General features: G+C 74.0%; 23 protein-coding genes. 8 read left to right on the plus strand and 15 right to left on the minus strand.

Features of this window, described 5'->3' with window-relative positions; translation table 11 throughout:
* Positions 1-23 precede the first annotated feature (23 nt).
* Positions 24-233 carry a hypothetical protein gene (locus tag AMK19_RS10990; RefSeq protein ID WP_073810505.1) on the plus strand — a complete coding sequence of 70 codons (210 nt, stop codon included), beginning with the start codon at positions 24-26 and terminating at the stop codon, positions 231-233.
* On the opposite strand, the gene AMK19_RS10995 is transcribed toward AMK19_RS10990, so the two are convergent.
* The 6 genes from AMK19_RS10995 to AMK19_RS11020 form a co-directional block, all read right to left on the minus strand.
* Positions 209-1,060: a PaaX family transcriptional regulator gene (locus tag AMK19_RS10995; RefSeq protein ID WP_241844336.1), complete on the minus strand. Its 852-nt coding sequence runs from the start codon at positions 1,058-1,060 to the stop codon at positions 209-211. The two genes, AMK19_RS10990 and AMK19_RS10995, sit on opposite strands and share 25 nt — an antisense overlap.
* Positions 1,061-1,106: 46 nt before the next feature.
* Positions 1,107-3,470 (minus strand): bifunctional salicylyl-CoA 5-hydroxylase/oxidoreductase, encoded by a 2,364-nt coding sequence (locus AMK19_RS11000; protein ID WP_073810507.1) that lies wholly within the window; start codon positions 3,468-3,470, stop codon positions 1,107-1,109.
* On the minus strand, positions 3,467-5,146 hold the full coding sequence (locus AMK19_RS11005; RefSeq protein ID WP_083646653.1) for an AMP-binding protein: 1,680 nt from the start codon (positions 5,144-5,146) through the stop codon (positions 3,467-3,469). Before AMK19_RS11005 ends, AMK19_RS11000 begins: the two co-directional genes overlap by 4 nt.
* A complete protein-coding gene (locus AMK19_RS11010) occupies positions 5,143-6,069 on the minus strand; it encodes an acyl-CoA thioesterase (RefSeq protein WP_073810509.1) in 927 nt (308 codons plus the stop codon). Before AMK19_RS11010 ends, AMK19_RS11005 begins: the two co-directional genes overlap by 4 nt.
* A complete protein-coding gene (locus tag AMK19_RS11015; protein ID WP_073810511.1) occupies positions 6,069-6,572 on the minus strand; it encodes a cupin domain-containing protein in 504 nt (167 codons plus the stop codon). Before AMK19_RS11015 ends, AMK19_RS11010 begins: the two co-directional genes overlap by 1 nt.
* 123 nt (positions 6,573-6,695) lie before the next feature.
* Positions 6,696-7,502 carry a fumarylacetoacetate hydrolase family protein gene (locus AMK19_RS11020; protein ID WP_073810513.1) on the minus strand — a complete coding sequence of 269 codons (807 nt, stop codon included), beginning with the start codon at positions 7,500-7,502 and terminating at the stop codon, positions 6,696-6,698.
* 140 nt (positions 7,503-7,642) lie between these two features.
* On the opposite strand from AMK19_RS11020, the gene AMK19_RS11025 reads away from it, so the two are divergent.
* Positions 7,643-8,077 carry a RidA family protein gene (locus AMK19_RS11025; RefSeq protein ID WP_073810515.1) on the plus strand — a complete coding sequence of 145 codons (435 nt, stop codon included), beginning with the start codon at positions 7,643-7,645 and terminating at the stop codon, positions 8,075-8,077.
* Positions 8,078-8,179: 102 nt separating this feature from the next.
* Here the strand turns inward: AMK19_RS11025 and AMK19_RS11030 are convergent, their stop codons facing one another.
* Together AMK19_RS11030 and AMK19_RS11035 are read right to left on the minus strand one after the other, a co-directional pair.
* Entirely contained in the window at positions 8,180-9,412 is a 1,233-nt protein-coding gene (locus tag AMK19_RS11030; RefSeq protein WP_073810883.1) for a peptidase S8, read from the minus strand.
* A gap of 352 nt (positions 9,413-9,764) precedes the next feature.
* Entirely contained in the window at positions 9,765-10,253 is a 489-nt protein-coding gene (locus AMK19_RS11035) for a GerMN domain-containing protein (RefSeq protein ID WP_073810518.1), read from the minus strand.
* A gap of 243 nt (positions 10,254-10,496) precedes the next feature.
* Here AMK19_RS11035 and AMK19_RS11040 point away from each other — a divergent pair, with 243 nt between their 5' ends.
* Both AMK19_RS11040 and AMK19_RS37130 read left to right on the plus strand, forming a co-directional pair.
* Entirely contained in the window at positions 10,497-13,292 is a 2,796-nt protein-coding gene (locus AMK19_RS11040; protein WP_073810520.1) for a hypothetical protein, read from the plus strand.
* Between the two features lie 54 nt (positions 13,293-13,346).
* Positions 13,347-14,441, plus strand: coding sequence for a hypothetical protein (locus AMK19_RS37130; protein WP_073810522.1), 1,095 nt, complete (start codon positions 13,347-13,349; stop codon positions 14,439-14,441).
* A 60-nt stretch (positions 14,442-14,501) separates the two neighbouring features.
* On the opposite strand, the gene AMK19_RS11050 is transcribed toward AMK19_RS37130, so the two are convergent.
* The 5 genes from AMK19_RS11050 to AMK19_RS11070 all read right to left on the minus strand — a co-directional run bounded on the left by AMK19_RS11050 (position 14,502) and on the right by AMK19_RS11070 (position 17,922).
* On the minus strand, positions 14,502-15,467 hold the full coding sequence (locus AMK19_RS11050) for a serine hydrolase domain-containing protein (protein ID WP_073810524.1): 966 nt from the start codon (positions 15,465-15,467) through the stop codon (positions 14,502-14,504).
* A complete protein-coding gene (locus AMK19_RS11055) occupies positions 15,464-16,378 on the minus strand; it encodes a DUF6895 family protein (protein ID WP_073810526.1) in 915 nt (304 codons plus the stop codon). Before AMK19_RS11055 ends, AMK19_RS11050 begins: the two co-directional genes overlap by 4 nt.
* Positions 16,375-17,046, minus strand: coding sequence for a hypothetical protein (locus AMK19_RS11060; RefSeq protein ID WP_073810528.1), 672 nt, complete (start codon positions 17,044-17,046; stop codon positions 16,375-16,377). The genes AMK19_RS11055 and AMK19_RS11060 overlap by 4 nt, the downstream gene beginning before the upstream one ends.
* Positions 17,047-17,122: 76 nt before the next feature.
* Positions 17,123-17,305 carry a hypothetical protein gene (locus AMK19_RS11065; RefSeq protein ID WP_073810530.1) on the minus strand — a complete coding sequence of 61 codons (183 nt, stop codon included), beginning with the start codon at positions 17,303-17,305 and terminating at the stop codon, positions 17,123-17,125.
* A 245-nt stretch (positions 17,306-17,550) separates the two neighbouring features.
* A complete protein-coding gene (locus tag AMK19_RS11070) occupies positions 17,551-17,922 on the minus strand; it encodes a YciI family protein (RefSeq protein WP_073810532.1) in 372 nt (123 codons plus the stop codon).
* Between the two features lie 215 nt (positions 17,923-18,137).
* On the opposite strand from AMK19_RS11070, the gene AMK19_RS11075 reads away from it, so the two are divergent.
* Together AMK19_RS11075 and AMK19_RS11080 are read left to right on the plus strand one after the other, a co-directional pair.
* On the plus strand, positions 18,138-19,631 hold the full coding sequence (locus AMK19_RS11075; RefSeq protein WP_073810534.1) for an MFS transporter: 1,494 nt from the start codon (positions 18,138-18,140) through the stop codon (positions 19,629-19,631).
* A 34-nt stretch (positions 19,632-19,665) separates the two neighbouring features.
* Complete coding sequence (locus AMK19_RS11080; RefSeq protein WP_241844366.1) at positions 19,666-19,947, plus strand: hypothetical protein; 282 nt, start codon at positions 19,666-19,668, stop codon at positions 19,945-19,947.
* A gap of 264 nt (positions 19,948-20,211) precedes the next feature.
* Here AMK19_RS11080 and AMK19_RS11085 read toward each other — a convergent pair whose 3' ends face one another.
* Positions 20,212-21,249: a zinc-dependent alcohol dehydrogenase family protein gene (locus tag AMK19_RS11085; protein ID WP_073810538.1), complete on the minus strand. Its 1,038-nt coding sequence runs from the start codon at positions 21,247-21,249 to the stop codon at positions 20,212-20,214.
* Positions 21,250-21,547: 298 nt separating this feature from the next.
* Here AMK19_RS11085 and AMK19_RS11090 point away from each other — a divergent pair, with 298 nt between their 5' ends.
* On the plus strand, positions 21,548-22,102 hold the full coding sequence (locus AMK19_RS11090; protein WP_073810540.1) for an Rv1733c family protein: 555 nt from the start codon (positions 21,548-21,550) through the stop codon (positions 22,100-22,102).
* A 430-nt stretch (positions 22,103-22,532) separates the two neighbouring features.
* Entirely contained in the window at positions 22,533-23,948 is a 1,416-nt protein-coding gene (locus AMK19_RS11095) for an MBL fold metallo-hydrolase RNA specificity domain-containing protein (RefSeq protein WP_073810542.1), read from the plus strand.
* A gap of 83 nt (positions 23,949-24,031) precedes the next feature.
* Here the strand turns inward: AMK19_RS11095 and AMK19_RS11100 are convergent, their stop codons facing one another.
* Entirely contained in the window at positions 24,032-25,075 is a 1,044-nt protein-coding gene (locus AMK19_RS11100) for an alcohol dehydrogenase catalytic domain-containing protein (protein WP_073810544.1), read from the minus strand.
* Between the last annotated feature and the right edge of the window lie 134 nt (positions 25,076-25,209).

A 25,209-nucleotide genomic window follows, 5' to 3' on the forward strand; every position in this document is an offset into this window, starting at 1 on the left:
CGAAGGCGGACGGGACGGACGTCATGACCGCACCGGACGCCCGGGGCAGGGCCGGCACCTCGGACACCGTGCGCTGCTGGATCGACCCGGACGGCACCATGCTCCGGGTCCAGGCCCCGGTGGCCTCCGAGCCGAAGCGGGTGGTCATCGACTTCGACACCCAGGGCTGCACGCCCGTCCAGCCCATGCCCGGACTCGCCGCGACAGGTCAGCGCAGCCTGGCGGACCAGTAGGGCGCGGCGTGCGCGAGGGCGCGGCCCTCCAGGGCGGCGACCAGGCGTTCGAAGAGCTGGACGGCGGCGGGCCCGGACCAGTCGGCGGGAAGCACCTGCGGGGGCAGCCCCGGGTCGCGGAAGGGGAGCTTGCGCCAGTCGTCGACCACCGACAGGTAGCCGACGAAGGCGTCCCGGCCGTCCACGAACGCGGCGGTGGACAGCAGGTCGGCCTCGGCCGTGCGGTCGGTGCGGAACTCCCGGTAGCGGCGGTCGATCTCGGCCAGGTCCCAGCCCTTGCGGACCATCCCGGCGAGGTCCTGCCCGCCGACGTGGTCGCCGGTGAAGACGGCGCACTGGTCGGTCAGGTCGAGCTCGCCGATGGCCCGGACGGCGGCCGGCAGCATCCGGGCGGGCGCGATCCACACGGCCGCGCCGATGTTGCCGAAGCCGAGCGCGGCCAGGTGCGCGGTCAGCTGGTGCCGCTTGGCGCGCGCCGACTCCGGCACCGAGAAGTTGACCAGGCACCAGCCGTCGGCGAGGTCGGCGGGCTGCCGGGCGTGCCAGATCACCTCGTCCCCGGCGGCCAGCGCCTCCAGCGCGGCGGGCGTCAGCGCGTACCCGCGCACGCCGGCCCGGGTCTGCGCCTCCAGCCAGCCGCGCTGCTTGAGGCGGAACACCGCGGTGCGGACGCTGGAGGCGTCCAGGCCGGCCTGGGTGAGCAGTTCGACGGTGCCGGCGATCGGCATCCAGTTGCCCAGCTTGCGGACGACGGCGCCGAGGAAGGTCACCAGCACCGTCCGGGAACGGCGCGCCGCGGCGGGCCTGGCGTCCAACGTCTCGCTCATCCCACCGAGTATGGCGGACGCCGCGCACATGATCGGACCGCGCCCTTCACGCGGACACCCCGACCCGGCGCTCCGGCGTCCACCGCAGGTGCGCGGTGCCGGAGACGCCGTCGCGCAGCAGCGACAGCCGGGGCGGGATCCGGTCGGTGCGCGAGGTGGGCGGCCGGCGGCGGCCCGCCTGCCACTGCACCGGCCACTCCGCGCCCGGGCCCCGGTAGTCCTGCTCGGCGGCGGCGTGCAGCGTCCACTGCGGGTCGTACAGGTGGGTGCGGCCCAGCGCGCACAGGTCGGCGCGGCCGGCCAGCAGGATCGAGTTGGCGTCGTCCCAGGAGGAGATCGCGCCCACCGCGATCACCGGCACGCCCGCCGGCGCCGCCACCCGGTGACGGATCCGGTCGGCGAACGGCGTCTGGTACGAACGCCCGTAGGCCGGACGCTCGTGCCGGGCGACCTGCCCGGAGGAGACGTCGATCGCGGCCGCGCCGTGCTCGACGAAGGCCCGGGCGATCTCCACCGCGTCCTCCTCGGTGGTGCCGTCGGGCAGCCAGTCGGTCGCCGAGATGCGCACCGTCACCGGGATCCGCTCCGGCGCCGCCCGCCGCACCGCGTCGAACACCTCCAGCGGGAAGCGCAGCCGCCGTTCCAGGCTGCCGCCGTACGCGTCGGTGCGGCGGTTGGCGACGGGGGAGAGGAAGGAGGAGAGCAGGTAGCCGTGCGCGGCGTGCACCTCGATCAGGTCGAAGCCCGCTTCCGCGCCGCGCCGTGCTGCCGCCTCGAAGTCGGCGACCACCCGGTCCAGGTCGTCGCGGGTCGCTTCGCGCGGCACGTGGCAGCCGGGCCCGTACGGCAGTGCGGACGGGCCGATCACCTCCCAGTTGCCGTCCGGCAGCGGCTCGTCGATGCCCTCCCACATCACCCGGGTCGAGCCCTTGCGGCCGGAGTGCCCGAGCTGGAGGCCGACCTTCGCCGAACTGCCGCCGTGGACGAAGGAGGTGACGCGCCGCCAGGCCTCGGCCTGCCCGTCGGTCCACAGGCCCGCGCAGCCGGGGGTGATCCGGCCCTCGGGGGAGACGCAGACCATCTCGCTCATCACCAGGCCCGCGCCGCCGAGGGCCTTGGAGCCCAGGTGCACCAGGTGGAAGTCGCCGGGCACGCCGTCCACCGCCGAGTACATGTCCATCGGCGAGACGATGATCCGATTGTTCAGTTCCAGCGGGCCGATCCGCACCGGCTGGAACATCGCCGGGCCGGGGTGCGCGCCGAACCCGCCCTCCACCAGGGCCGCGAACTCCGCGTCGCGCTCCTTCAGGTTCTCGAAGGTGATCCGGCGCGAGCGGGTCAGCAGGTTGAAGACGAACTGGGCCGGCTCCTGCCCGGCGTACATGCCGATGTTCTCGAACCACTCGAGCGAGGCCTGCGCCGCCCGCTGCGTCGACTCCACCACCGGCCTGCGCTCCGCCTGGTACGCCTCCAGCGCCTCGGGAACGCCCGGCCGCTCGTGCAGGCAGGCCGCCAGCGCGAGGGCGTCCTCCATGGCGAGCTTGGTGCCGGAGCCGATCGAGAAGTGCGCGGTGTGCGCCGCGTCGCCGAGCAGCACCACGTTGCCGTCGTACCAGCGCTCGTTGCGGACGGTGGTGAAGTTCAGCCAGCGCGAGTTGTTGGTGAGGATCCGATGCCCTTGGAGCTCCTCCGCGAAGATCTCGGCGACCCGGGAGACCGCGAACGCGTCCGACTCGCCCGGCCCGAACTCCCGCCCGTCGGTGCGGTCGAACCCGGCCCGCCGCCACACCTCCTCGTGCATCTCCACGATGAACGTCGAGCCCGTCGCCGAGTACGGGTAGCCGTGGATCTGCATGGTGCCCCACTCCGTCTGCTTGACGAAGAACTGGAACGCCTCGAAGACCAGATCGGTGCCGAGCCAGATGTACTTGTTGTGCCGCCGGTCCAGCGACGGGCCGAAGGCCGGCGCGAGCGCGGACCGGACGGCGGAGTTCACGCCGTCCGCGGCCAGCACCAGGTCGTGCGCGGCCCGCAACTCCTCGACGTCCGGCGCGGGCGTGCGGTAGTGGACGCGCACGCCGAGCTCCGCCGCCCGCCGCTGCAGGATCTGCAGCAGCTCCTTGCGGCCCATCGCGGCGAACCCCTGCCCGCCGACGGTGAACCGCCGGCCGTCGACGTCGACGTCGATGTCGGTCCAGCGGGCGAAGCCGCGCTCCATCTCGGCGTGCACCGCCTCGTCCGCGCCCGCGATGCCGGTCAGCGTCTCGTCGGAGAACACCACGCCGAAGCCGAAGGTGTCCTCCGGGGCGTTGCGCTCCCACACCGTCACCCGGTGCGCCGGGTCCAACTGCTTCATCAGCGAGGCGAAGTACAGCCCGCCGGGCCCGCCGCCGACCACCGCGATCCTCATACCGTGCCCTCCACTGTCGTGCCCGCCGCCGTGCCCGGTGCCGAGTCCGCCGTCGTGCCCGCCGATGGGTCCGCCGTCGGGTCCTCGACGAGCCGGCGGAGCCGGAAGTGCTGGAGCTTGCCGCTCGGATTGCGCGGCAGCGCCTCGACGAACCGCACCTCGCGCGGGTACTTGTACGGCGCGAGCTGCCGCTTCACGTGGTCCTGGATGCTCTTCGCCGTCCCCGCGTCCGCCGCCGCGCCCGCCCGCAGCACCACGAACGCGCAGACCACCGAGCCCCGTTCGGCGTCGGGAGCCGCCACCACCGCCGACTCCAGCACGTCCGGGTGGGTGTCCACGGCGGCCTCCACCTCCGGGCCGGCGATGTTGTAGCCGGACGAGACGATCATGTTGTCGCTGCGCGCCCGGTACCAGTAGTAGCCGTCCTCGTCGCGGACGAAGGTGTCGCCGGTGACGTTCCACCCGTTGACCACGTAGTCCGCCTGGCGCTCGTCGTCCAGGTACCGGCAGCCCACCGGGCCGATCACCGCCAACCGGCCCTCCACGCCCGGCCCCAGCTCCTCGCCGTCCGGCCCGAGCACCGTCGCGCGGAACCCCGGCACCGGCCGGCCCGTCGCACCCGGACGGATCTCGTCCCCGGCCGCCGATATGAAGATGTGCAGCAGCTCGGTCGCGCCGATGCCGTCCACCACCCGCAGACCGGTCTCCGCCCGCAGCCGCTCCCACACCTCGCGGGGAATGTGCTCGCCCGCGCTCACCGCGCACCGAAGCCCCGAAAGGCGCTCCGCCAGACCGGACTTGACGATCTGCCGGTACGCGGTCGGCGCCGTCGCCAGCACCGTCACCCGGTGCTCCGCGACCAGCTCGGCCAACTGCGCGGGCGTCGCCGACTCGGTCAGGAACGCGCACGCGCCCGCCCGCAGCGGGAACACCACCAGCATGCCCAGCCCGAAGGTGAACGCCAGCGGCGCCGTGCACGCCACCAGGTCGTCCGGGCGCAGCCGCAGCGTGCACCGGCCGAAGGTGTTGTCGATCGACAGCAGGTCGCGGTGGAAGTGCACGGTGATCTTCGGGACGCCGGTGGTGCCCGAGGTCGGCCCGAACAGCGCCACGTCGTCGGCCGCCGTGTCCACCGCCGCGAACCGCCCCGACTTGCCGGCCGCACGCCGGGCCAGGTCGTCCGCCCCGGTGCCGCCGACGGCCACCACCGGCACGTCCCGCACCTCGTCCACGAAGCGGTGGTCCACCAGCGCCGCGACCGGCCGGGTCTTCGCCAGGATCGGCCCCAACTCCCTTGCCCGCAGCGCCGCCATGGTCGCCACCGCGATCCCGCCGGCCCGCAGCACGCCCAGCCAGGCCGCCACCGCCCACGGATTGTTCGGCGACCGCAGCAGCACCCGGTTGCCCGGCACCAGCCCCAGGTCCTCGGTCAGCACCTGCGCGACCTGCGCCGACCGCAGCTGCAACTCCCCGTACGTCCACACCTCCCCGGCGGGCGTCCGCAGCGCCGGCCGGTCCGGGCCGAGCTCCGCGACCTGCCGGTCCAGCAACTCCACTGCGGCGTTGAAGCGTTCGGGATACTGCAGCAGCTCGGTGGTGAACTCCAGCACCGGCCACTGCCCGAGGGGCGGCAGGTGGTCGCGCGCGAAGGTGTCACGGAAGGCGGACTCGCTCATCTGCCGTCCCCCGCCCGGATCATGCCCTCCTGGAGCACCGTCGCCAGATGCACCCCGCCCGGCGTGAAGAACCGGCCCTCGCCGAGCCCCCGGCCCGACTCCGCCGCCACCGCCCGCTGCGCGTACAGCAGCCAGCCGTCCAACTCGCCCGCCCGGGGCGGACGGTGGAACCACATCGCGTGGTCCAGACTCGCCGTCACCAGCCCCGGCCGCGCCCACGCCAGGCCCAGCACCCGGAGCACCGGCTCCAGGATCGTGTAGTCGCAGACGTACGCCAGCGCCGCCGCGTCCCGCTGCGCCTCGCTCAACCCCTCCACCGGCCGCAGCGCGTCGAACGGCCGCACCCACACCGCCTGGTGCGGCGCCCGCCCGCCCTCCACGTCCAGGTACAGCGGGCCCGGCACGTGTCGCAGGTCGAAGCTGCGCCCCGCCGACCAGTACTCCTTGGCCGCCCCGGTCATCGTGCCGCCCTCGCGGTCCGCCAAGTAGGCGGCGGAGCCGGGCAGTTCGTCCGGCCCGGGCAGGCCGCCGGCGTACCGCCCGGGCAGCGCGGCGGCGAAGCTGCCGCCGGGCTCGCCCGCCGCGAAGTTCGCCAGGCACACGTACAACGCCTTGCCGCGCTGGTAGGCGCGCACCTGCCGGGTCGCGTAGCCGCGCCCGTCGCGCAGCAACTCGACCTCGTGGCGCACCGGTTCGCCGATCTCGGCGGGCCGCATGAAGTACGAGTGCATCGAGTGCAGCACCTTGCCGTCCTCGACCGAGCGCATCGCGGCGGCGGCCGCCTGGGCGACCAGGTCGCCGCCGTACGCCTTGGGCCACGGGCAGGGCTGGGTGACCGCGGTGAACGCGAGGTCGAAGTGCTCGGCCGGGACGGGCTCCAGCGCGACGGCGGCGGCGAAGAACTCCGAGGTGGTGTCGGCCATCAGGGCCGGTCCAGCCAGTCGGGCAGCTCCGCGTCCGGCACCTCGGGCAGGTTGACCACGATGTTCTCCGGCGTGCGGGTGGTCATCCAGGTCAGCGGGCGGTTGCGGTCGACGTTGCACTCCACGTGCGGCATGAACGGCGGGACGAACACCCAGTCGCCCTCGGCGAGGTCCACGTAGTCGGCGAACTTCGCGCCGAAGTAGATCCGGCCCCGGCCCGACAGCACGTAGCCGCCGGTCTCCGCCTCGCCGTGGTGGTGCGGCACCGACCGGTAGCCGGGCTCGTTGCCGACCTTGCCGAACCAGAGCCGGGTGGCGGGGGTGTGCTGGATGCTGATACCGGAGATCCGGGTCGCGCCGGCCGACTGCCCGGTGTCGCCGGGCTCGGTGCCCGCCCTGGTGACCACCGGCACCACCAGGCCGCTCTCGGTGGCGTACATCGAGTTGTCGCCCTCGAGCAGGTACGAGCTGTAGTCGGGGGAGTTGCCGGGGGTGGGGTCCATGGGAAGCTCCTCGTCGTCGGGGGTGGTGCGAGAGGGTTCGCTCGGGCCTGTCCGGCCGTTCTTGCCGGGCGCGATCGACCGGACAGGCCCTGGGCCGGATCGTCGGCCCGGGGGATCAGGGGATCAGTCGGTGAAGCGCACCGTGTTGCGCAGCGTGCCGATGCCGGAGATCGACGTCTCCAGCACGTCGCCGTCGGCCAGGAAGCGCTGCGGTTCGCGGGCCGCGCCGACGCCGCCGGGCGTGCCGGTGAGGATCAGGTCGCCCGGGCGCAGCACGGTGAACGCGGAGATGTACGACAGCAGGTCGGCGGGGTCGAAGACGAGCGTCTTGGTGCTGTCGCGCTGCACCTCCTCGCCGTTGACCCGGCAGACCACCTCCAGGCCCGCCGCCGGGTCCACCTCGTCCGGGGTGACCACCACCGGGCCGACCGGGCAGGACCCGTCCCAGGCCTTGCCCTGGAGCCACTGCGCGGTGCGGTTCTGCCAGTTCCGCACCGAGACGTCGTTGGCCACCGTGTAGCCCGCGATCCCGGCCAGCGCCGTCGCCCGGTCGGCGCGGCGCAGCGTCGCGCCGACCACCACGGCGAGTTCCGCCTCCCAGTCGACCTGCAGGCCGCGCGGCAGCAGCAGGTCGTCGTGCGGGCCGGCCAGGGTGTCGGCGAACTTCGCGAACAGCGTGGGGTGGGACGGGAGTTCGTGCCCCATCTCGCGGATGTGCTCGGCGTAGTTCAGGCCGCAGCAGAGCACCTTGGCGGGCGCGGGAAGCGGCAGTACCGGGACGGCGCCGGGGATCTCCGCCCCGGCCCGCGCGGGGCCGCCGTCGCGCAGGAAGGCCGACAGGTCGGGGGCGGGCAGCGCGTGCCAGCTGCTGTCCTGGCGCACCGCGGCGCGGGTGCCGCCGTCGGGGTGGGAGACCGTTGCGAGCTGCATGGGAGATACCTCCGCCTCGGCGCCGCTGTCCGCCGCCCGGTGTCGGGAGCGTTGTCCCAATGTTTCTGCGACCGTCACGGGACTGTCAATAGCTGCTACCGTGTCGCACCGACGACGGCACCCTTCTGCAGGAGTCCTCCATGGCGAGCCACTCGGTCCCCGTTCCGGTCAATCCCGCGTCGCTGCCCGAGCCCCGCGGTTACTCGCACGGCACGCTCTGCGGCAACACCCTCCACCTCGGCGGCCAGACCGCGCTCGATGCGCGGATGCGGATCGTCCCCGGCGGCATCGTCGAGCAGTTCCAGCAGGCCTTCGGCAACCTCCTCGCCACCCTTGCCGAGGCGGGCGGCCGGCCGCAGGACCTGGTCAGCATCACGCTCTACCTGACCGACATCCCCGACTACCAGGCGCACGGCAAGCAGATCGGCGAGGTGTGGCGGGAGCTCGCCGGGCCGGTCTACCCGGCGATGGCGGGCATCGGCACCACCGCACTGTGGCAGCCCGAGGCGATGATCGAGATCCTCGGTGTCGCGGTCATTCCCGACGAGCGGCTGGTCCGTCCCACCTCGTCCTGATCACTGACGACCGTCGGCAGGAAAAGAAGACCGGAACGGAAGAAGGGCGGCGGCGCGCAGGGAAGCTCCCTGCGTGCCGCCGCCCTCGGGCGCGGTGCGCGATCAGCCGGTGAAGGCCGCCGTGCCGTTCGGGGTGCCCAGGCCGGTCGGGCCGTCGTAGCCGGTGCCGGCGGTGCACAGGTAGCTCGGCGAGCAGCTGCCGTTGGAGCCGGCGGTCACGTCGTACAGCGAGCCGGTGTGCGCGTACGGGAACGAGGACGGGTAGGAGCCGGAGGACGGCGTCCCGGCCAGGGCGTACACGCTCGCGATGATCGGCGACGAGGCGCTGGTGCCGCCGTACACCGCCCAGCCGCTGCCGCCGTAGGTCTGGTAGACCGCGACGCCGGTGGCCGGGTCGGCGACCGCCGAGACGTCGGCGACGGTGCGCTTGGAGCAGCCGGTGTCCTTCTGCCAGGTCGGCTTGGCGTCGTAGGCGGAGCAGCCGGAGCCGGTGCCCTCGGTGGAGTTGGTGTACCAGACCGACTCGCCCCAGCCGCGGGCGCTCGAGTTGCGGCTCAGCGAGGTGCCGCCGACCGCGGTGACGTACTTCGAGGCCGCCGGGTACTGGGCGCCGTACGCGCTGTCGCCGGAGGAGACGGTGATGGCCACGCCCGGGTGGTTGAAGTACGAGGAGTCGTACGAGCTGTCGGAGGAGGACTCGCCGCCGCCGTAGCTGTTGGACACGTACTTCGCGCCCAGCGTGACCGCCTCGTTCACCGACTTGCCGAGGTTGGCCATGGTCGCGCTGGTGGCCTCCACCAGGATGACCTTCGCGTTCGGGGCGATCGCCGAGACCATGTCCAGGTCGAGCGAAATCTCGCCCGCCCAGCCGGAGTTGGCGCTCGGCATCGAGCTGCCGCCGGTCTGGTTGACCTTCTTGAAGCAGCCGTTCGCGGTGGTGCACGCCGGCAGCCCGTACTGCGCGCGGTAGACCGCCATGTCGGCCTCCGCGTTCGGGTCGTCGTACGCGTCGACTATCGCTATGGTCGCGCCCGCGCCGCCGTTGGCCGGCAGGTTGTAGGCGCCGGTCAGGTCCGCCGGGCCGTAGCCGGACGGCGTGGAGTTCGGGGTCACGCCCAGGGCGTTGACGTGCTGGACGGCGTTGGTGACCTTCAGCGCGTGGCAACCCATGGTGTCGCCCTTGGCGAGCGTGTCGCACGCCCGCACCCAGGAGACCCCGCCCTTGCTGTACGTGGTGGGCGCAGACTGGGCGTCGGCCGGCGACGCGGCGGCCAGGCCCGTGAACGCGGTGAGCGCGAGCGCGGCGGCACTGATGAGGGTGGGCGCGGTGGGGATACGCAAGGAACTGCCTCCTGAAGTCGGGGCACTGCGGAGAGGGGCCGCCCGCGGCGGATGCGCCGAACTCGCGGCGGATGCGCCGGACACGCGGCAGAGCAGGCAGGAGCAGCGGCAGGACTGGGGGCGCCGGGGCTCCTGCACCGGGGGATTCGCACGGTTGAGCCATCACCGACGCTAGTGATGGTGTTCCGTCAACTGCAATGCGCGGCACGCAGATTGGGCCCGCTCTTTACCGCCGGAGCGCCCGGCGTGACGGTTCCTCCATACACAGAACTTCGGAGGTAAAGGACGCCTGTGTTTCTCATCCGACGCGCCTCCCGCCGGCCGGACCTCGGCCCGTGCGGTGACCTCAGCCCGTGCGGTGCAGCTCGCACTGCTGCCGGATCGCGGACGGGTCGTCGCTGCCGACGATGGCCACCTTCGGGACCGGCCCGTCCGTCGGGGCGTCCTCGGCCGTGCAGACCAGCTGCTGGATCGCCGGGGCGGAGAGCGCGGCCGCCGGCCAGGAGAGCCTGAGGGTGACGGCGCCGGGGGTGACGGTCGCCCGCACCCGGCCGCCCGCGGGCAGCTCGGTGGACAGGCCGTCGCGCCGCTCGGCCGGATCCGGGCCGGCGACCAGCGAGTCCAGCGCCGCCTGGAGCTCCTCCCGCCGGGTGTCGTCGCGAAGCGTCAGCCGGATGCCGTCCCGGTCCACGAAGTACAGCCGGGTGCCCGGCCGGACGCCGGTGGCCGCCTGCCCGGCCAGCACCGGCCCGGTGCTGCCGATCGCGCAGCCGCAGAGCGCCAGCAGCGCGGCCGAGGCCGCGGCGAGGGGGACGAGCCGGTGACGGTGGGTCATGGCTGCCAGTATCCGGGCCCGATCCGCGCGCCCGGCGCTTCCGCAGGCGGGCGGGCGGGTCGAGTCGGTGCGGAACACGCACGTGCCGGTGCGCGACGGCAGCGGCCTCGCGGCCCGGCCGGGCGAAACCGTTACCCCGCAGTGGTAGCGGTGGTGCGTATGCCTCCCGCTAGACTCCGGCTGCTCGAACTCCGGTGACCGGCACCGGTGCTGGGCATGCGAACCTTGGGGGGTTCCGTGAGAATGCTGCTGTTTTCCGGCAGGCCGAAACGCGCCGCCATCGGCGTGTTCGCCGCAGGCGCGCTGCTGTTGACCTCGCTGGTCGCCCAGTCCGGCACCGCCTTCGCGGCCACCGCCGGCCCGGCCGACGCCAAGCCCGCCGCCGAGGCGCCGCAGGTGCCCGCCGCGAAGGCCCAGCCGCAGACCGCGAAGGCCGCGCCCAAGCCCGACCCGAAGGCCGAGCAGCAGGCGGCCGCGAAGGCACTCCAGGAGTCCGACCCGACCGGGGCCTGCCCGGCCACCCTGGATCCGCAGGCGCCCGTCACCTGCACGATGGGCGAATTCAGCACCGCCGCACCGACGTTCGACCTGGTGCAGGACCACGACCTGGTGGTCTTCCAGGTGCTCGGGACCAACCAGTACTACCTGACCTGGACGCTCACCGCGCCCGACGGCGCCACCGTCGCCTGCGAGAACGTGGGCTCGTACGGCGGCGCGTTCCGCTGCGCGACCGGCCAGGCCGGCACGTACACGCTGAAGCTGAACAACTCCTACGGGACCAACTCGGTCTCCGTCGCCTACCTGCCGCTGCTGTCCACCGGCGCGTGCAAGGCCGTGGCCGGCGACGACGGCAAGCTGGGCACCGCCAAGGTGTTCAACGCCTCGCTGGGCACCGGCGCGGTCGGCGACTGCTACCGCACCGAACTCGCCCCGGGCGACGTGCTGCGCACCTACGGGCCCGGCTACGCGGCCACCTGGACCGTCTACGACGGCACCGGCAAGCGGATCTGCGACTCCTACAACGGCGACGGCAGTCGCGGCCTGGACTGCGCGCTGACCGGCACCGCGCCCTACCGGGTGACGGTCCAGCAACTCTCCGGCCGGCCCACCGACTACAGCTTCGCCGCGGCCCGGCTGTCCCGGCCCGAGGGCTGCGCCTTGGTGCAGCCGCAGGCCTTCGGCGAGGCCCCCGACCTGACCTCCGCCGCGCGCTGCCGCACCCTGCGGGTGCCCGCCGACGGCCGCTACCTGTACAGCCAGGTCAACGCCTCCGGCGCCTGGCTGTCCGGCCGGCTGTTCCGGACCGACGGCACCCAGGACGGCTGCCAGGCCGGCGACTGCACGCTGACCGCCGGCGACCACACCTGGGTGCTCGACGGCAGCACCACCGACGCCGGCGCCTACGGAATGACGCTGCGCTCGGCGACCGAGACCCGCGGCTGCACCGCCACCCCCGACGACGGCTTCGCCTCCGGCGCCGTCACCGGCGCCTTCGCCTCGGCCGGGCAGGCACGCTGCCTGACCCTGCCGACCGCCTCCGGCAAGGGCCTCTACCTGCTCAACCGGCCGCCGACGGACGGCGCCGCGGCCACCGTCGAGATCGACGACGCGACCGGCGCCAAGCAGTGCGACAACGGCGGCTACGGCTACGCCGTCTGCAAGCTGACCGGCACCGCCCCGTTCCGCGCCACCGTCACCGCCGACCCCGGCAAGGCGTACGCGCTGGTCGTCCACCGCACCGACAGCGCCGCGGGCTGCACCGCCTGGCCGCAGTCCGGCTACGGCGGCGACTGGGGCGCCGAGGTCTCGCTGAACGCGACCGACCCGCAGCGCTGCCTGTCCGTCCCGGCCGACCAGCACGCGCCTGCCGAAATGCTGGACTACGCCAACAACCTGAACCAGGCCAACGCGGTCGTCTACATCAACGACGCCGCCGGCGCCACCGTCTGCTCGACCATCGGCTCCTCCACCACCACCTGCCGACTGGCCCCGGGCACCTCGTACACGGCGGTGCTGGCCGGCGGCCAGACGGACACCTACCACCTGGTGCGCCGGGACATCTCGCCCAGCGCCCCGTGCACCGCCCGCCCGTCGACCGCGGTCGGCGGGCCGTCCACCCCGTTCGACTTCACCTCGGCGCTGGACGCCCGCTGCGTGCGGATCACCGGCGCGGCCACCGACAAGTTCTGGCTGACCAGCCGCACCACCGGCAACCGCTACGAGGCGTCCACGCTGCTGATGGCGGTGGACGCGGACGGCAAGGTCCAGTGCCGCCAGTGGGGCGTCTCCTGCAAGATGACCGGTTCGACCTCGTACGTGGCCCTGGTGGTCGCGTCCGGCTACCAGGGCAAGGCGATCCACGCGAACGTCGACGCCTGGAAGGTCGGCGGGGCGGACGGCTGGGCCCCCGAGTGCGCGTCCAACGTGCTGTCGGCGAACGGCTTCCCGCAGCACAGCGGCATGCTCACCGAGACCGACACCGCGTACTGCGGCGTGGTCGACCTGAAGGCCGGTCAGGGCTTCACCGTCGCGGGCACCACCAGCACCGCCGGGCCCTACCTGGCGCCGTGGCTGGCGATCTCCGGCCCGAACGAGTGGACCGACTCCTACAACAGCTACCAGTGCTTCCAGAACTACGGCCAGTTCGGCGGCTCCTGCTCGAACGGAAGCTCAAGCGCCGGCCGGGCGCTGCTGATGGTCACCCCGGACAAGTCCCCGACCCCGATCGAGTACACCCTGCAGGGCCTGGCCGGGACCTCGCCCGACTACGGCACGCCGCAGTCCGTCGCCCCGGCGACCGGCCGGGCCGGCACCCTGCTGCCGGTCGTGATCCGCGGCACCGGCCTGTCGATGGGCAGCAAGCTCAAGCTGTCGCAGCTCTCCACCAGCAGCTCCGCCGCGATGTGGCCGCAGTCGGTGAACGCCGACGGCACCGTGCTGAACGTGCTCGTCGACACCAGGAACCTGGCACCGGGCAGGTACGACCTGCTGCGCGACGGCATGGGCGGCTACACCCCCGGCCAGGCCTCGCCGGGCTAACTGCCGGACGCCTTCGAGGTCACCGCAGCCGACACCGCCGTCAAGTCCCGCTTCGTGCCGCTCACTTCGGCCCGACTGCTGGACACCCGCGAGGGCACCGGCGCCCCCAAGGCCCGTCTCGGTGCGGGCGGGACGCTGAGCCTGCGGGTGACGGGCGCCCAGGGCGTCCCGCCCGACGGCGTCACCTCCGTCGTGCTGAACGTGACCGCGGTCGACCCGAGCGAGGACGGCCGGCTCACCGCCGGCCGGGCGGTGCCCGGCGTGCCGAGCCTGACCTTCGCCGCCCACCGCACGACGGCCAACCTGCTGACGGTGCCGGTGACCGACGGCAAGGTCGAGCTGCGCAACGACACCGGCGCCCTCGACGTGGTCGCCGACCTCGCCGGCTACTACACCGACGCCGCCGACCGGGGCTCCGCGCTGACGCCGATCACCCCGGCACGCTTCCTGGACACCCGCGACGGCACCGGCGCCCCCAAGGCCCGGGTCGGCGCGGGCGGAACGGTCGCCGTGCAGGTGGCGGGCGTCAAGGGCGTCCCGGCCGAGGGCGTCACCGCCGTGGTGATGAACGTGACCGCCGTGTCGCCGACCTCGTCCGGCTGGATCACCGTCCACCCGGACGGGCAGCCGGCGCCGGGCACGTCGAACCTCAACTTCACCGCCGGCCGGACCGTCTCCAACCTGGTGACCGTCCCCGTGGTGAACGGCAAGGTCGACCTGCGCAACAGCTCCGGCACGGTGGACCTGCTCGCCGACGTCACCGGCTACTACTCGGCGAACGGCGCCGGCACCTTCTCGACGGCCACCCCGCTGAGGCTGCTCGACACCCGCGACGGCACCGGCGCCCGCCGGGGAACCGTCGGCGCGGGCGGCATCGTCAGCGTCCAGGTCGGCGGCGTCGGAGGCGTCCCGGCCGACGCCACCGCCGTGCTGCTGAACGTCACGGCCACCGGCGCGACCGACACCGGCTACCTGGTCGCCTACCCGCACAACACCGGTCGGCCCGCGGTCTCCAGCCTCAACTACGCGGCGGGCCAGACGGTTTCGCACCAGGTACTGGTCCCGGTGATCGACGGCCGGGTGGTGTTCTACAACTCCGCCGGGAACGTCGACGTCACCGCCGACCTGACCGGCTGGTTCACCGCCTGACCCACCGGCAGTGAACAACGGGCCGCCGGCGCACCCCGCGCCGGCGGCCCTTCCCCGTTGTCAGAGCGCCCGGAAGATCCGGTAGGCGGTCTGGATGAACTGGCCGTGCACCCGCGGACCGGCGTTGGTGAGGGCGGCCAGGGCCGTGCCGCGGTTCGGGGAGAAACCGACGAAGGTGGTGAAGCCGCGGGTGCCGCCGGAGTGGAAGAGCACCGCGCCGCCGGCGGTCGGGCGCAGATTCCACACCAGGCAGATCCGGTCCTCGGAGCGCGGCTTGACCAGGCGCGGCCGCTGGACGTCCCGCAGCGCGGCCGCCAGCTCGGCGGTCGGGGCGGCCGCCGGGTCGAGGTGCAGGGAGAGGAAACGCAGCAGGTCGCGGGGGGTGGAACGGACGGCGCCCGCGCCCGGCAGGGCCGGAATCCGCCACGGCGGCAGCGGGCGGCCGCGCCAGTGGCCGACCGCCGCGCCCGGCTCGCAGCCCGTGCCGGTCAGCCCGAGCGGCCCGGTGATCCGCTCGGCCAGCACCTTCGGGTACGTGGAGTCGGCCCGTTCGGCCAGCACCCGGCCGAGCAGGCCGACACCGAAGTTGGAGTACTGCACCCGGCTACCGGGGCGGAACTGCAAGCGAGTTCGGGCCAGCGCCCGGTCCAACTCGGCGGCCGGGAACGCCCCGTACGGGTTGCTGAACCAGACCGGCAGCGCCGAGCGCCGCAGCCCGGGCGGCAGCCGGGGGAGCCCCGAGGTGTGGGTGGCCAGGTGCAGCAGGGTGAACGGCGTCCCGTCGACGGTGACGGCGTCCCGGAGGCCGGACTCGCCCCGGGCGACCGAATCGGCGAACAGCAGCGCGGTGAACGTCTTGCTCACCGAGCCCAGCTCGAAACCGGTGTCCGGCGTCACGGCCCCGCCGGAGCGGCCGTCCGTGCGGCCCCGGCACAGCAGCCGCTCGCCGTCGCGGGAGGCGACGGCGAGCGCGACGGCCGCGTCGGGCGGCACGGTGGCGGCGAGCGCCGCGAGGTGCGGGTTCACCGCCGGTCGCGGGCGAGGGTCAGGGTACCGGCCAACACGCCCACCACGGCGGTGTGTTCGTTGTCCTTGAAGGCCCGCGCCGGATCCTCGTCGACCGGGTCCAGGTCGCGCGGCAGCAGACCGTCCTCGTGCTGGACGGACGCGAGCTGCGCCCAACTCTGCGGATCGCAGACCGACTCGGACAGGCAGGCGTCCACGATCAGCAGCTCGCCGAGCAGGTCCCACTGGCCGGTCTCCTGCCAGATGTCCACCCAGACCGGCAGCCACAGCGCCAGGTAGTCCTGCATCGGTTCGGGCAGCCGGCCGGGCACCGCGCCCCAGTCGGTGAGGTGGAAGACGGCGTGCGTGACGTTGTAGCCGGTGATCCAGTCGATCGCCCACGGCTCCGGCCGCTCGCCGAGCCAGGTGGTCTTCGCGAGCGCGTCCCAGTCGGGCCGGCTCTCCAGCCCGATCACGTACCGGGCGTTGACGGTGGCCAGCCGCCGGTTCGCCATCGCCTCCAGGGCGTGCGTGGAGCGCAACGCGTCCAGGCCGGCCAGCAGTTCGTCCAGCGGCGCGTGCCGGTAGCCGGAACGGTGGAAGTGCCCGTACAACTCCAACGGGTCGCTGAGCAGGATGTTCCGGAACTGCCGTTCGTACAGCAGCTCGCCCTGGCGCAGCTGCTGCCAGCCGAAGTCGAGCACCGCACGCGCACGGTCCCGCTCGGCCGGGCCGAGGACGGCCTTCTCGCGCAGCACCAGGGACGCGGCGAGCGCCGCCTCGCCGATCGGCTTGTACGCGTTGTTGGGGTCGGAGACGTCGATGTCGTCGTCCGGCGGCAGGAGGCCGTTGCCCTGCTCGTGGGTCCTCTGCAGCCACTCCAACGAGCGGGTGGCGAGCCGGTGGCAGTCGGCGGACAGCGTCTCGTTCATGCGGCGGCCAATCGGTCGGCGACAGCGAGGTCGAGGGCGGTGCGCGCGGAGCCGTCGCCGGTCAGCGCGAGATGCCGCAGCAGCGGCCGGAGTTCCAGCAGCGGCGGGGTGCCGGTGCTCTGCAGCCAGGCCAGCCAGCGGGCCAGCCGGGTCGCGGTGCGGTGGTCGCGCCGCAGCATCGAACGGCTCGCGCCCCGGGCCAGCGCGAGCACGTGCTCGCGGGCCAACTGCTGCACCGGGCCGTCCAGGGTCGGCAGGGCCAGGCCGGAGAGCTGCGCCATCAGCACCGACCAGCGCTGCCAGCCGCTCTCGTCGGGGCCGGGCGGCGGGGGAGGGTCGGCCACCGGCACGTCGTGCCCGGCGCGGCCGAGGAGTTCGGCGGTGGCCAGGTCGCGCCACGCGTGCACCTCGGACCAGTCGGCGGGGAAGAGCAGGAACGCCTCGGCGACGCGGGCGGCGGTCTCCGGCGGGGTCGGACTGCCGGTGAGCAGGCCCGGCGCGAACACGTCCGGGCCGAGCACACGATCGGCGGCGAGCATGGCCTGCGGCTCCGGCGCGGCGGCGAGGAGAGCCGCGCCCTCGGCGCCGGTGAGAGCGTCGAGGGCGCGGCCTGCCGCCCACTCGGTCGCGGCGGCGAACTCCCGCTGGGGCGAATCGGCGAACGGCATGGATGGACTACTTTCCTAGGAATTTCCTCGGATCTGATGCGGGAACGGTGCTACTGAACGGTGCTGCTGAACGGTGCTACTCCTCCTCCTCGGGCTCCTTCGGGGAGAGCAGGAGCAGACCTAGGAGCAGCAGCAGGCCGGCGGCCTCGGGCTGGTACAGCGGCGCGCCGCTGACAGTCGACTCGCCCTCGGTCATCAGGGCCTTCACGACTCCGAGTTCGGTCGTCGTCACCGTGGTCGGCACAGTCTCGACAAGCATCGGATACGCCTCCTTGGGAAGGACGGACGTCATCGTCGGATCGGCGATGTCCTCTCCCCACGCTAGGTGCGCCCCCGGATCGGCGCATGTGGAGTCACCGCCCCCTTTATTGATGTGGACCTGCCCGCCCCGGGGCGTGATTTCGTGTCATGTGCACGGCTGTCAGGTGGGTGGCGGATGGCCCTCGCGAACGCGCCGAGGGCCTGCGGCGCGCACGCGCCCAGGCCCTCGGTCGGGTGGAGCTGTCAGGCGCTCAACTCGCCGTCGGAGAAGATCACTTGACGCACCTCCACGCCCAGGCCGGGAATCGCCGCGTCCGGGATCCGCGCCGCCAGCTCGATCGCCCGCTCCCGGTTCTCGCACTCCACCAGGTAGCAGCCGCCGAGGAACTCCTTCGCCGCCAGGAACGGACCGTCCGTCACCACCGGCCGCCCGTCGCGCACCGCGACCACCGCCGACTGCGCCGGATCCGCCAGCGCCTGGGTCAGGACCAGCTCGCCGGAGTCCTTCAGCTCCCGGATGAACCGGCCGTGCCCGCTGCCGAGTTCCGCCTTCTCCCGGTCCGTCAGGGCGTCCATCGCCGCCGGGTCGATGTGCAGGCAGATCTGGAACCTCATCACGCACTCCTCCTCGTTCACCAGGACCCCGGCCGGAGCCCCTCGTCCCGGTGGTCGGAGCCGCCGACGCCCTCTCGACACCCCGGCCGGAGAACCTTCCGAGATTTCCCGGATCTCCCGGCCGGAGGTGTCGAGAAGCGGCCGACCGCTCCGACCACCCGGCGAACCCTCGGGAAACGGTCCCGAAGGATCGCAGAGGAACGGAGCCTCCGGAGATGCGAATCGACCGGGCACGCTGGGGCCTGGCCCTGCTCATGCTGCCGACATTCATCGTCGCGATGGACGTGACGGCCCTGCTGCTGGCGCTCCCGCGGCTGAGCGCCGACCTGGGGGCGGACAACGTCGAACAGCTGTGGATCAGCGACAGCTACGGGCTCATGGTGGCCGGCCTGGTCATCACCATGGGCACCCTCGGCGACCGGATCGGCCGCCGCCGGCTGCTGCTGACCGGCGCGGCGGCGTTCGCCGTGCTGTCCATGGTGGCCGCGTTCGCCGTCGACCCGCTGATACTGATCGTCACCCGCGCCCTGCTGGGCGTCGCCGGCGCGACCCTCGCCCCGTCCACGCTGTCGCTGATCACCACCATGTTCCGCGACGACCGCGAACGCGGCCGGGCCGTCGCGATCTGGGCGACCGGACAGTTCGCGGGCGGCGCGCTCGGACCGGTGCTGGCCGGGGTGCTGCTCCAGCACTTCTGGTGGGGCTCGGTGTTCCTGCTCGCCGTGCCGCCGATGGCGCTGCTGCTGATCGCCGGACCGGCCCTGCTCCCCGAGTTCCGCAGCGAACGGGCGGGACGCCTCGACCCGGTCGGCGTCGGGCTGTCGCTGGCCGCGATGCTGCTGCTGGTGTACGGCGTCAAGCAGCTGGCCGTGGACGGCGTCGTGGGCGGGTCGTCGACCGTCCCGGCGGTCGCGCTGCTCGTCGGCGCGGTGCTCGGCGTGCTCTTCGTCCGCCGTCAACTGCGCGTCGAAGAGCCGCTGTTGGACCTGCGACTGCTGCGCAGCCGACCGTTCACGGCCGTGCTGGTCGGGCTGGTCCTGGCCGGTGTCGCGATGGCCGGCACCGGACTGCTGGTCACCCAGTACCTGCAGAACGTGCTCGACCACTCGCCGGCCGTCTCGGCCGCCCTGTTCGCCCCCATGGGCCTCGGCGTGGCCGCCGGCACCATGACCGCACCCGCCCTCGCCCGCCGCGTGAAGCAGACCACCGCGATCGCCGGCGGCCTCGCCGTCGCCGCGCTCGGCGGCCTGCTGCTGGCCCTCGTCGACGGCTCCCTGTGGCTCGTGATCACCGGCATCACCGTCCTCGCCCTCGGCACCGGCCCGCTGTTCGCCCTCGGCACCGGCATCGTCCTCGGCTCCGTCGCCCCGGAACGGGCCGGCTCGGCCGCGTCCATGTCGGAGACCGGCAACTACCTCGGCGGCTCGCTCGGCCTCGCCCTGCTCGGCGTCCTGGCCGCCGTCGTCTACCGCGACCGCATGGACGGCGCCTCCGACTCCCTGGCCGGCGCGGTCGCCACCGCCCCGCGACTCCCCGCCGACCAGGCCACGACGCTGCTGCAGCACGCCCGCGACGCCTTCACCACCGCCCTCCACGTCACCGGCCTCACCGCCGCCGCGCTCTTCGCCGCCCTCACCGCCCTCGTCCTCACCATGCGCCAACCCGCCACGGCAGCACCGGCGTTGGAACCCGAGGCGAGCCACGCGTAGCCGCGACCGCCGCTACGCTCGGCCGGTGATCACCATGCAGGTGCGCGGCGACAGCGGCGACATCGTGGCCCGGGCGGCGGCCGGGGTGCGGTGGACCTCGGCCTTCGCCGACCTCGACCCGGCACAGTTCCCGATGCTGTGCGCGCTGATCCCGTACGGCGACGCGGTCTTCAACGAGCGTCAGGTGCCACGGCTGCTCGCCGAACTCGACCGCCTCCCGCCCGCCGTCGACGGCGAATGGGTCGACCAGGCAAGGGAGTTGTGCCAGGTCGTCCAGCGGGGGCCGCACCGCTGCCTGTGGTTCGTCGGCGACTGACAGCCGGGGCCGTGCCGTTCGGCCGGCACCGGCGGCGCGGTGCAGCTCCGTCCGGGCCCCACGGCGGCGGAAGCGCGACGAGGCGATCGAGCCGGCCCTCCGACTCACCCGCCGCGCGCTGGGCAAGGTGCGGAGCCGACCTCTCCCGGCGAGCTGCCCGGCCGGGTGCGTCCGGCCCGGCGACAACGGCGCGATCCGCGCCCACTGCGCGTCGGTCCATGGCACGGCCCGAACCCGACGATCGGATGATCGGAAGGAGGCGGGTCAGTCCGCGAGCAGCACTGCGACGCCCGTCACCCGGTCCGCCGCGAGGTCGGCGAGGGCGGTGGGGGCGTCGCGCAGCGGGTAGCGGTTGAGGTGGACCGACGGGCGGACGCGGGCGGCGGCGGCGAGGAAGTCGCGGCCGTCCGCCCGGGTGTTGGCGGTGACGCTGCGCAGGGTGCGTTCCTGGAACAGATGGCGCCGGTAGTCGAGGGCGGGGACGTCGGTGAGGTGGATCCCGGCGACGGCGAGGGTGCCGCCCCGGTCCAGGGCGGCGAGGGCGACGGGGACCAGCTCGCCGGCCGGGGCGAACAGGATCGCGGCGTCCAGCGGCTCCGGCGGCGGGTCGAAGGAGTCGCCCGCGAAGCCCGCGCCGAGCTCCCGCGCCAGGTCCCGGGCCGCCGCGCCCCGGGTGAACACGGCCAGCCGCGCTCCCCGGGCCAGCGCCATCTGCGCGGTCAGGTGGGCGGACGCGCCGAAACCGTAGAGGCCGAGCAGGCCGCCCGGAGGAAGATCCGCCCGGGCCAGCGCCCGATGGCCGATGATGCCCGCGCACAACAGCGGCGCGAGCTCCTCGGCGGGCGGCCCGTCCGGCAGCGGGTAGGCGAAGCGGGCGTCGGCGGTGACGAACCCGGCGTAGCCGCCGGGCCGGTCCCAGCCGGTGTACGTCGAGGCCGGGCACAGGTTCTCCCGCCCGCCGAGGCAGTACCGGCAGTGCCCGCAGACCCCCGCCAGCCAGGCCACCCCGGCCCGGTCGCCGACCGCGAACTCCGTGACGCCAGGGCCGACCGCCGTCACCCGGCCCACCACCTCATGGCCGGGCGTGCACCGCGGCACCCTCGGCGGCAGATCCCCTTCGGCGAGGTGCAGGTCGGTGCGGCACACCCCGCACGCCTCCACCTCGACCAGCACGTCCTTCGCGCCGGGGACGGGCCGCGGCCGCCGCTCCCACTCCAGCGGCCCGTCCCCGCCGCCCACCGGCCCTGGGCGGGCCACCACCCACGCGCCGTCCCGCACACCCGACGATCCCGTCGCACCCATCGCTCGCCCCGTCCTTCCAGCCCCTCCTTCAGCGTCCTCCGACCGCGCCGCCAGGACGACCGGACCCGGTGAGGACGACCGGACCCGGTGAGGACGACCGGACCCGGTGAGGACGACCGGACCCGGTGAGGACGACCGGACCCGGTGAGGACGACCGGACCCGGCGAGGACGACCGGACCCGGCGAACCGGGCCGATCGTCGGGCGGACAGGGCCGTCCGGACCATGTCGCGGCGCTGCCGTCCGGGACAGGCTGGGGGTGGAGAGAGGCCCGGTCGAGCGGTGAGGAGGCGGGCGGCATGCAGGTGCACCCGCGGCAACGGAAGAACCCCCTGCGGCGGAGCAGCGACCGCCTGCAGTGGTGGGCGGCGCGACTGCTGCTCGTGGTCGCGATCGGCGGAGTCCCCGCCGCGCTCGCCGTCGGCCTCGCCGTCCACCAGGACCAGGCCCGGGCCGGCCGGGAAGAGACCGCCACCCGGCACCCGCAGACGGCCCGGCTCCTCGCCGACGTCCCCGTCGCCGTCGGCGTCACCACCACCCGCGCCGCCGTCGCCTGGAACACCGACGGCGCCGACCACCGCGCCAGCGCCGTCGTCACCGCCGGCCAACCCGCCGGCACCCCCGTACGGATCTGGCTCGACGACAACGGCCAGGTCGTCCCGCAACCCGCCGGCGCGGGCGAGGCCGCCGCCGTCGCCCTGACGGCCGCCCTGCTCACCGCCACCGCCGTGCCGCTGCTCAGCATTCTGGCGTGGCGGGGCGTGTCGATCCTGCTCGACCGCCGCCGCTACGCAGGCTGGGACGCCGAGTGGCAGCAGTTCGAGCCCCAGTGGACACGCCGCCAGCCCAGCTGACCGCGACGTGCGCGCGAGGCCACGGGCCTCCGGTGGCGGTGAGGGCGGGCCTGATCACCGCCGCACGGTGTCCTGGGGCGGAAGGCCATGGCGTACCTGCGGGGATGCCGACCAACAACAGGCCGAGCCCCGGCCCAGCGGGAGCGGCCCACCTGCTGGACTGGCACCGACAAGCGGGTCGGGACGTGTGGTCGGCCCAGCCGGCCGGCCGGTGCAGGCGGGAGTGCCGGGCGCGCCGCTCGGCCACCGCGGTGTGTCGTAGCCGGTGGGATGCCGGATGTCGGCAGTGCGAGCCCAGGCCCGCCATCGCCGTGACCACCGACCGCTGCGCCGGTGCGCCACCCGCCCGGCGGGCGTGTCGCCGGCCCGGCCGGCCGGTGCGGGTGGGGGTGGGGCGGTGGATGCTGGGAGCGGAATCCCGGAGGTCGCCATGGAGAACCAGCCCGCCCCGACACCCCGGCCGGGGCTGCTCACCTTTCTCGGCGGGGTCGGCACCGTCACCGGCAGCAAGTTCATGGTGGAGACGGACCACGCCCGGATCATGATCGACTGCGGTCTGTTCCAGGGCCTGGCCGAACTGCGGCGCCGCAACCGGCGGCCGCTGCCGCTCGACCCCGCCGACGTGCACTGCGTGGTGCTCACCCACGCCCACCTGGACCACTGCGGGTATCTGCCGCGCCTGGTCGCCGACGGCTTCCGCGGGCCGATCTTCAGCACCCCGTACACCGCCCGGATCGCCGAGCTGATCCTGCGCGACAGCGCCCACCTGCTCCAGGAGGACGCCGACCACGCCAACCGCCACGGCTGGTCCAAGCACCGCCCCGCCCTGCCGCTGTACACCGCGGAGGACGTCGAACGCACCCTGCGCCTGTTCGACCCCGTCCGGCCGCGCTCCGAGATCGAGATCGCCGACCGGACGGTGCTGCGCCTGCACCCCGCCGGACACATCCTCGGGTCGTCCTGGGCGCACCTCACCCTTGAGGACGGCCACACCCTCGCCGCCAGCGGCGACCTCGGCCGGCCCGTCCACCCCCTGCTCAACCCGCCCGATCCGTTCACCGGCGCCGACGTGCTGCTGATGGAGTCCACCTACGGCAACCGCACCCACGAGGAGACCGCCGCCCGCGAGCACTTCGCCCAGGCCCTGCACCGCACGCTGGCCCGCGGCGGCACCGTCGTGATCCCGTCCTTCGCCGTCGACCGCACCGAAGTGGTGCTGCACCAGCTCGCCGAACTCCGTCGCGCCGGCCGCCTGCCCGCCGGCGCCCCCGTGTACGTGGACAGCCCGATGGCGCTCGCCACCCTGCGGATCTACCGCGACGCCTTCGCCGAACACGCCCCCGAACTGCGCCCCGACGTCCTCGCCCGGGGGGAGGCCGCGATCAGCCCCGAACCGTTCCGGGCCGTCCGCTCCCTCCCCGAGTCGCTCGAACTGGAGCACAGCAGCGTGCCGTCGATCCTGGTGTCCGCCTCCGGCATGGCCACCGGCGGACGCGTCGTGCACCACCTGCACCGGCTGCTGCCCGACCCCCGCAACACCGTGATCGTGGTCGGCTACGCCGCCGCCGGCACCCGCGCCCGCGACCTGGTCGACGGCGCTCGGGTGCTGAAGATGTACGGCGGCTACGTGCCCGTCCGCGCCGAGGTCGTCAACGTCCCCGCGTTCTCCGCGCACGCGGACGCCGCCGAGATCGTCGACTGGCTGCGCCCCGCCCCCGCGCCGTCCGCCACCTACCTGGTGCACGGCGAACCGGACGGCGCCCAGGCCCTGCGCGACCGGATCGACCGGGAACTCGGCTGGACGGCCGTCGTGCCGCGCTCCGGCGAACGCGTCCTCGTCCGCTGACGGTCCGCCCACGCTCCGCCGGCGATCCGAGCAAGGTCCGCCCACGCTCCGCCCAAGGTCCGCCCACGCTCCGCCGGTGGCTCTCAGGTCCGGAACAGCGCGACCTTCAGCGCCCCGCTGCCCGCGGAGTCGGCGAAGATGTCGTACGCCTCCGGCATCTCGTCCAGCCCGAAACGGTGCGTGACCAGCCCGTCCACGGACAGCTTGCCGGCCGCCAGCAGGCCCAGCAGCAGCGGCGTGGTGCCGGTGTCGACCAGGCCCGTGGTGACGGTGACGTTCCGGATCCACAGGTCTTCCAGGTGCAGCACGGCGGGGCTGCCGTGCACGCCGACGTTCGCGACCCGGCCGCCCGCGCGCACCAGGCGGGTGCACAGCTCGAAGGTGTCCGGGATGCCGACCGCCTCGATCGCCACGTCGACCCCCAGCCCGTCCGGGCTCAGCGCCCGCACCGCGTCCTCCGCGCCGTCGCCGGCCCGCACCGTTTCGTCCGCGCCCGCCGCCTTCGCCGCCGCCAGCCGGCTCTCCGCGAGGTCGACCACGACGATCCGGCGCGGCGTGTACAGCCGGGCCGTGGCCACCGCCGCCAGCCCGACCGGGCCCGCGCCGACGATCACCACCGTGTCGCCGGGCCCCACCCGGCCGTTGCGGATTCCCACCTCGTACGCCGTCGGCAGGATGTCGGCGAACATCAGCGCCGTCTCGTCGCTCACCGCGTCCGGCAGCCTGTGCAGCGAGTTGTCCGCGAACGGGGTCCGCACCAGCTCGGCCTGGGTGCCGTCGACCAGGTGGCCGAGGATCCAGCCGCCGCCGCCCAGGCACTGCCCGTACACGCCCGCCCGGCAGTAGGCGCAGCGCCCGCAGGCCGACACGCACGACACCAGCACCCGGTCGCCCACCGCGACGGTACGCACCGCGCTGCCCGCCTCGACGACCGTGCCGACCGCCTCGTGGCCCAGGATCCGGCCCTCGGCGACCTCCGGCACGTCGCCCTTGAGAATGTGCAGGTCCGTGCCGCAGATCGTCACGGCGTCCACCCGGACCACCGCGTCCTCCGGGTCCCGGACCGCCGGATCGGGGACGTCGCCCCAGGTGCGGCGGCCGGGTCCGTGGTAGGTCAACGCCTTCATCGCCCTCACTCCCATCGCCGGTGCCCCCACCTACCAGCTTCACCGCACCGGCCGCCCCCGGCCACGGGGCTGCCCGCCACCCGATCGGTGGGCACACTGAGGAAGGGGCCCCGGCGCGCGAACGGAGGTGAGCC

This window comes from Kitasatospora sp. CB01950, from assembly GCF_001905465.1.
Classification (GTDB): domain Bacteria; phylum Actinomycetota; class Actinomycetes; order Streptomycetales; family Streptomycetaceae; genus Kitasatospora.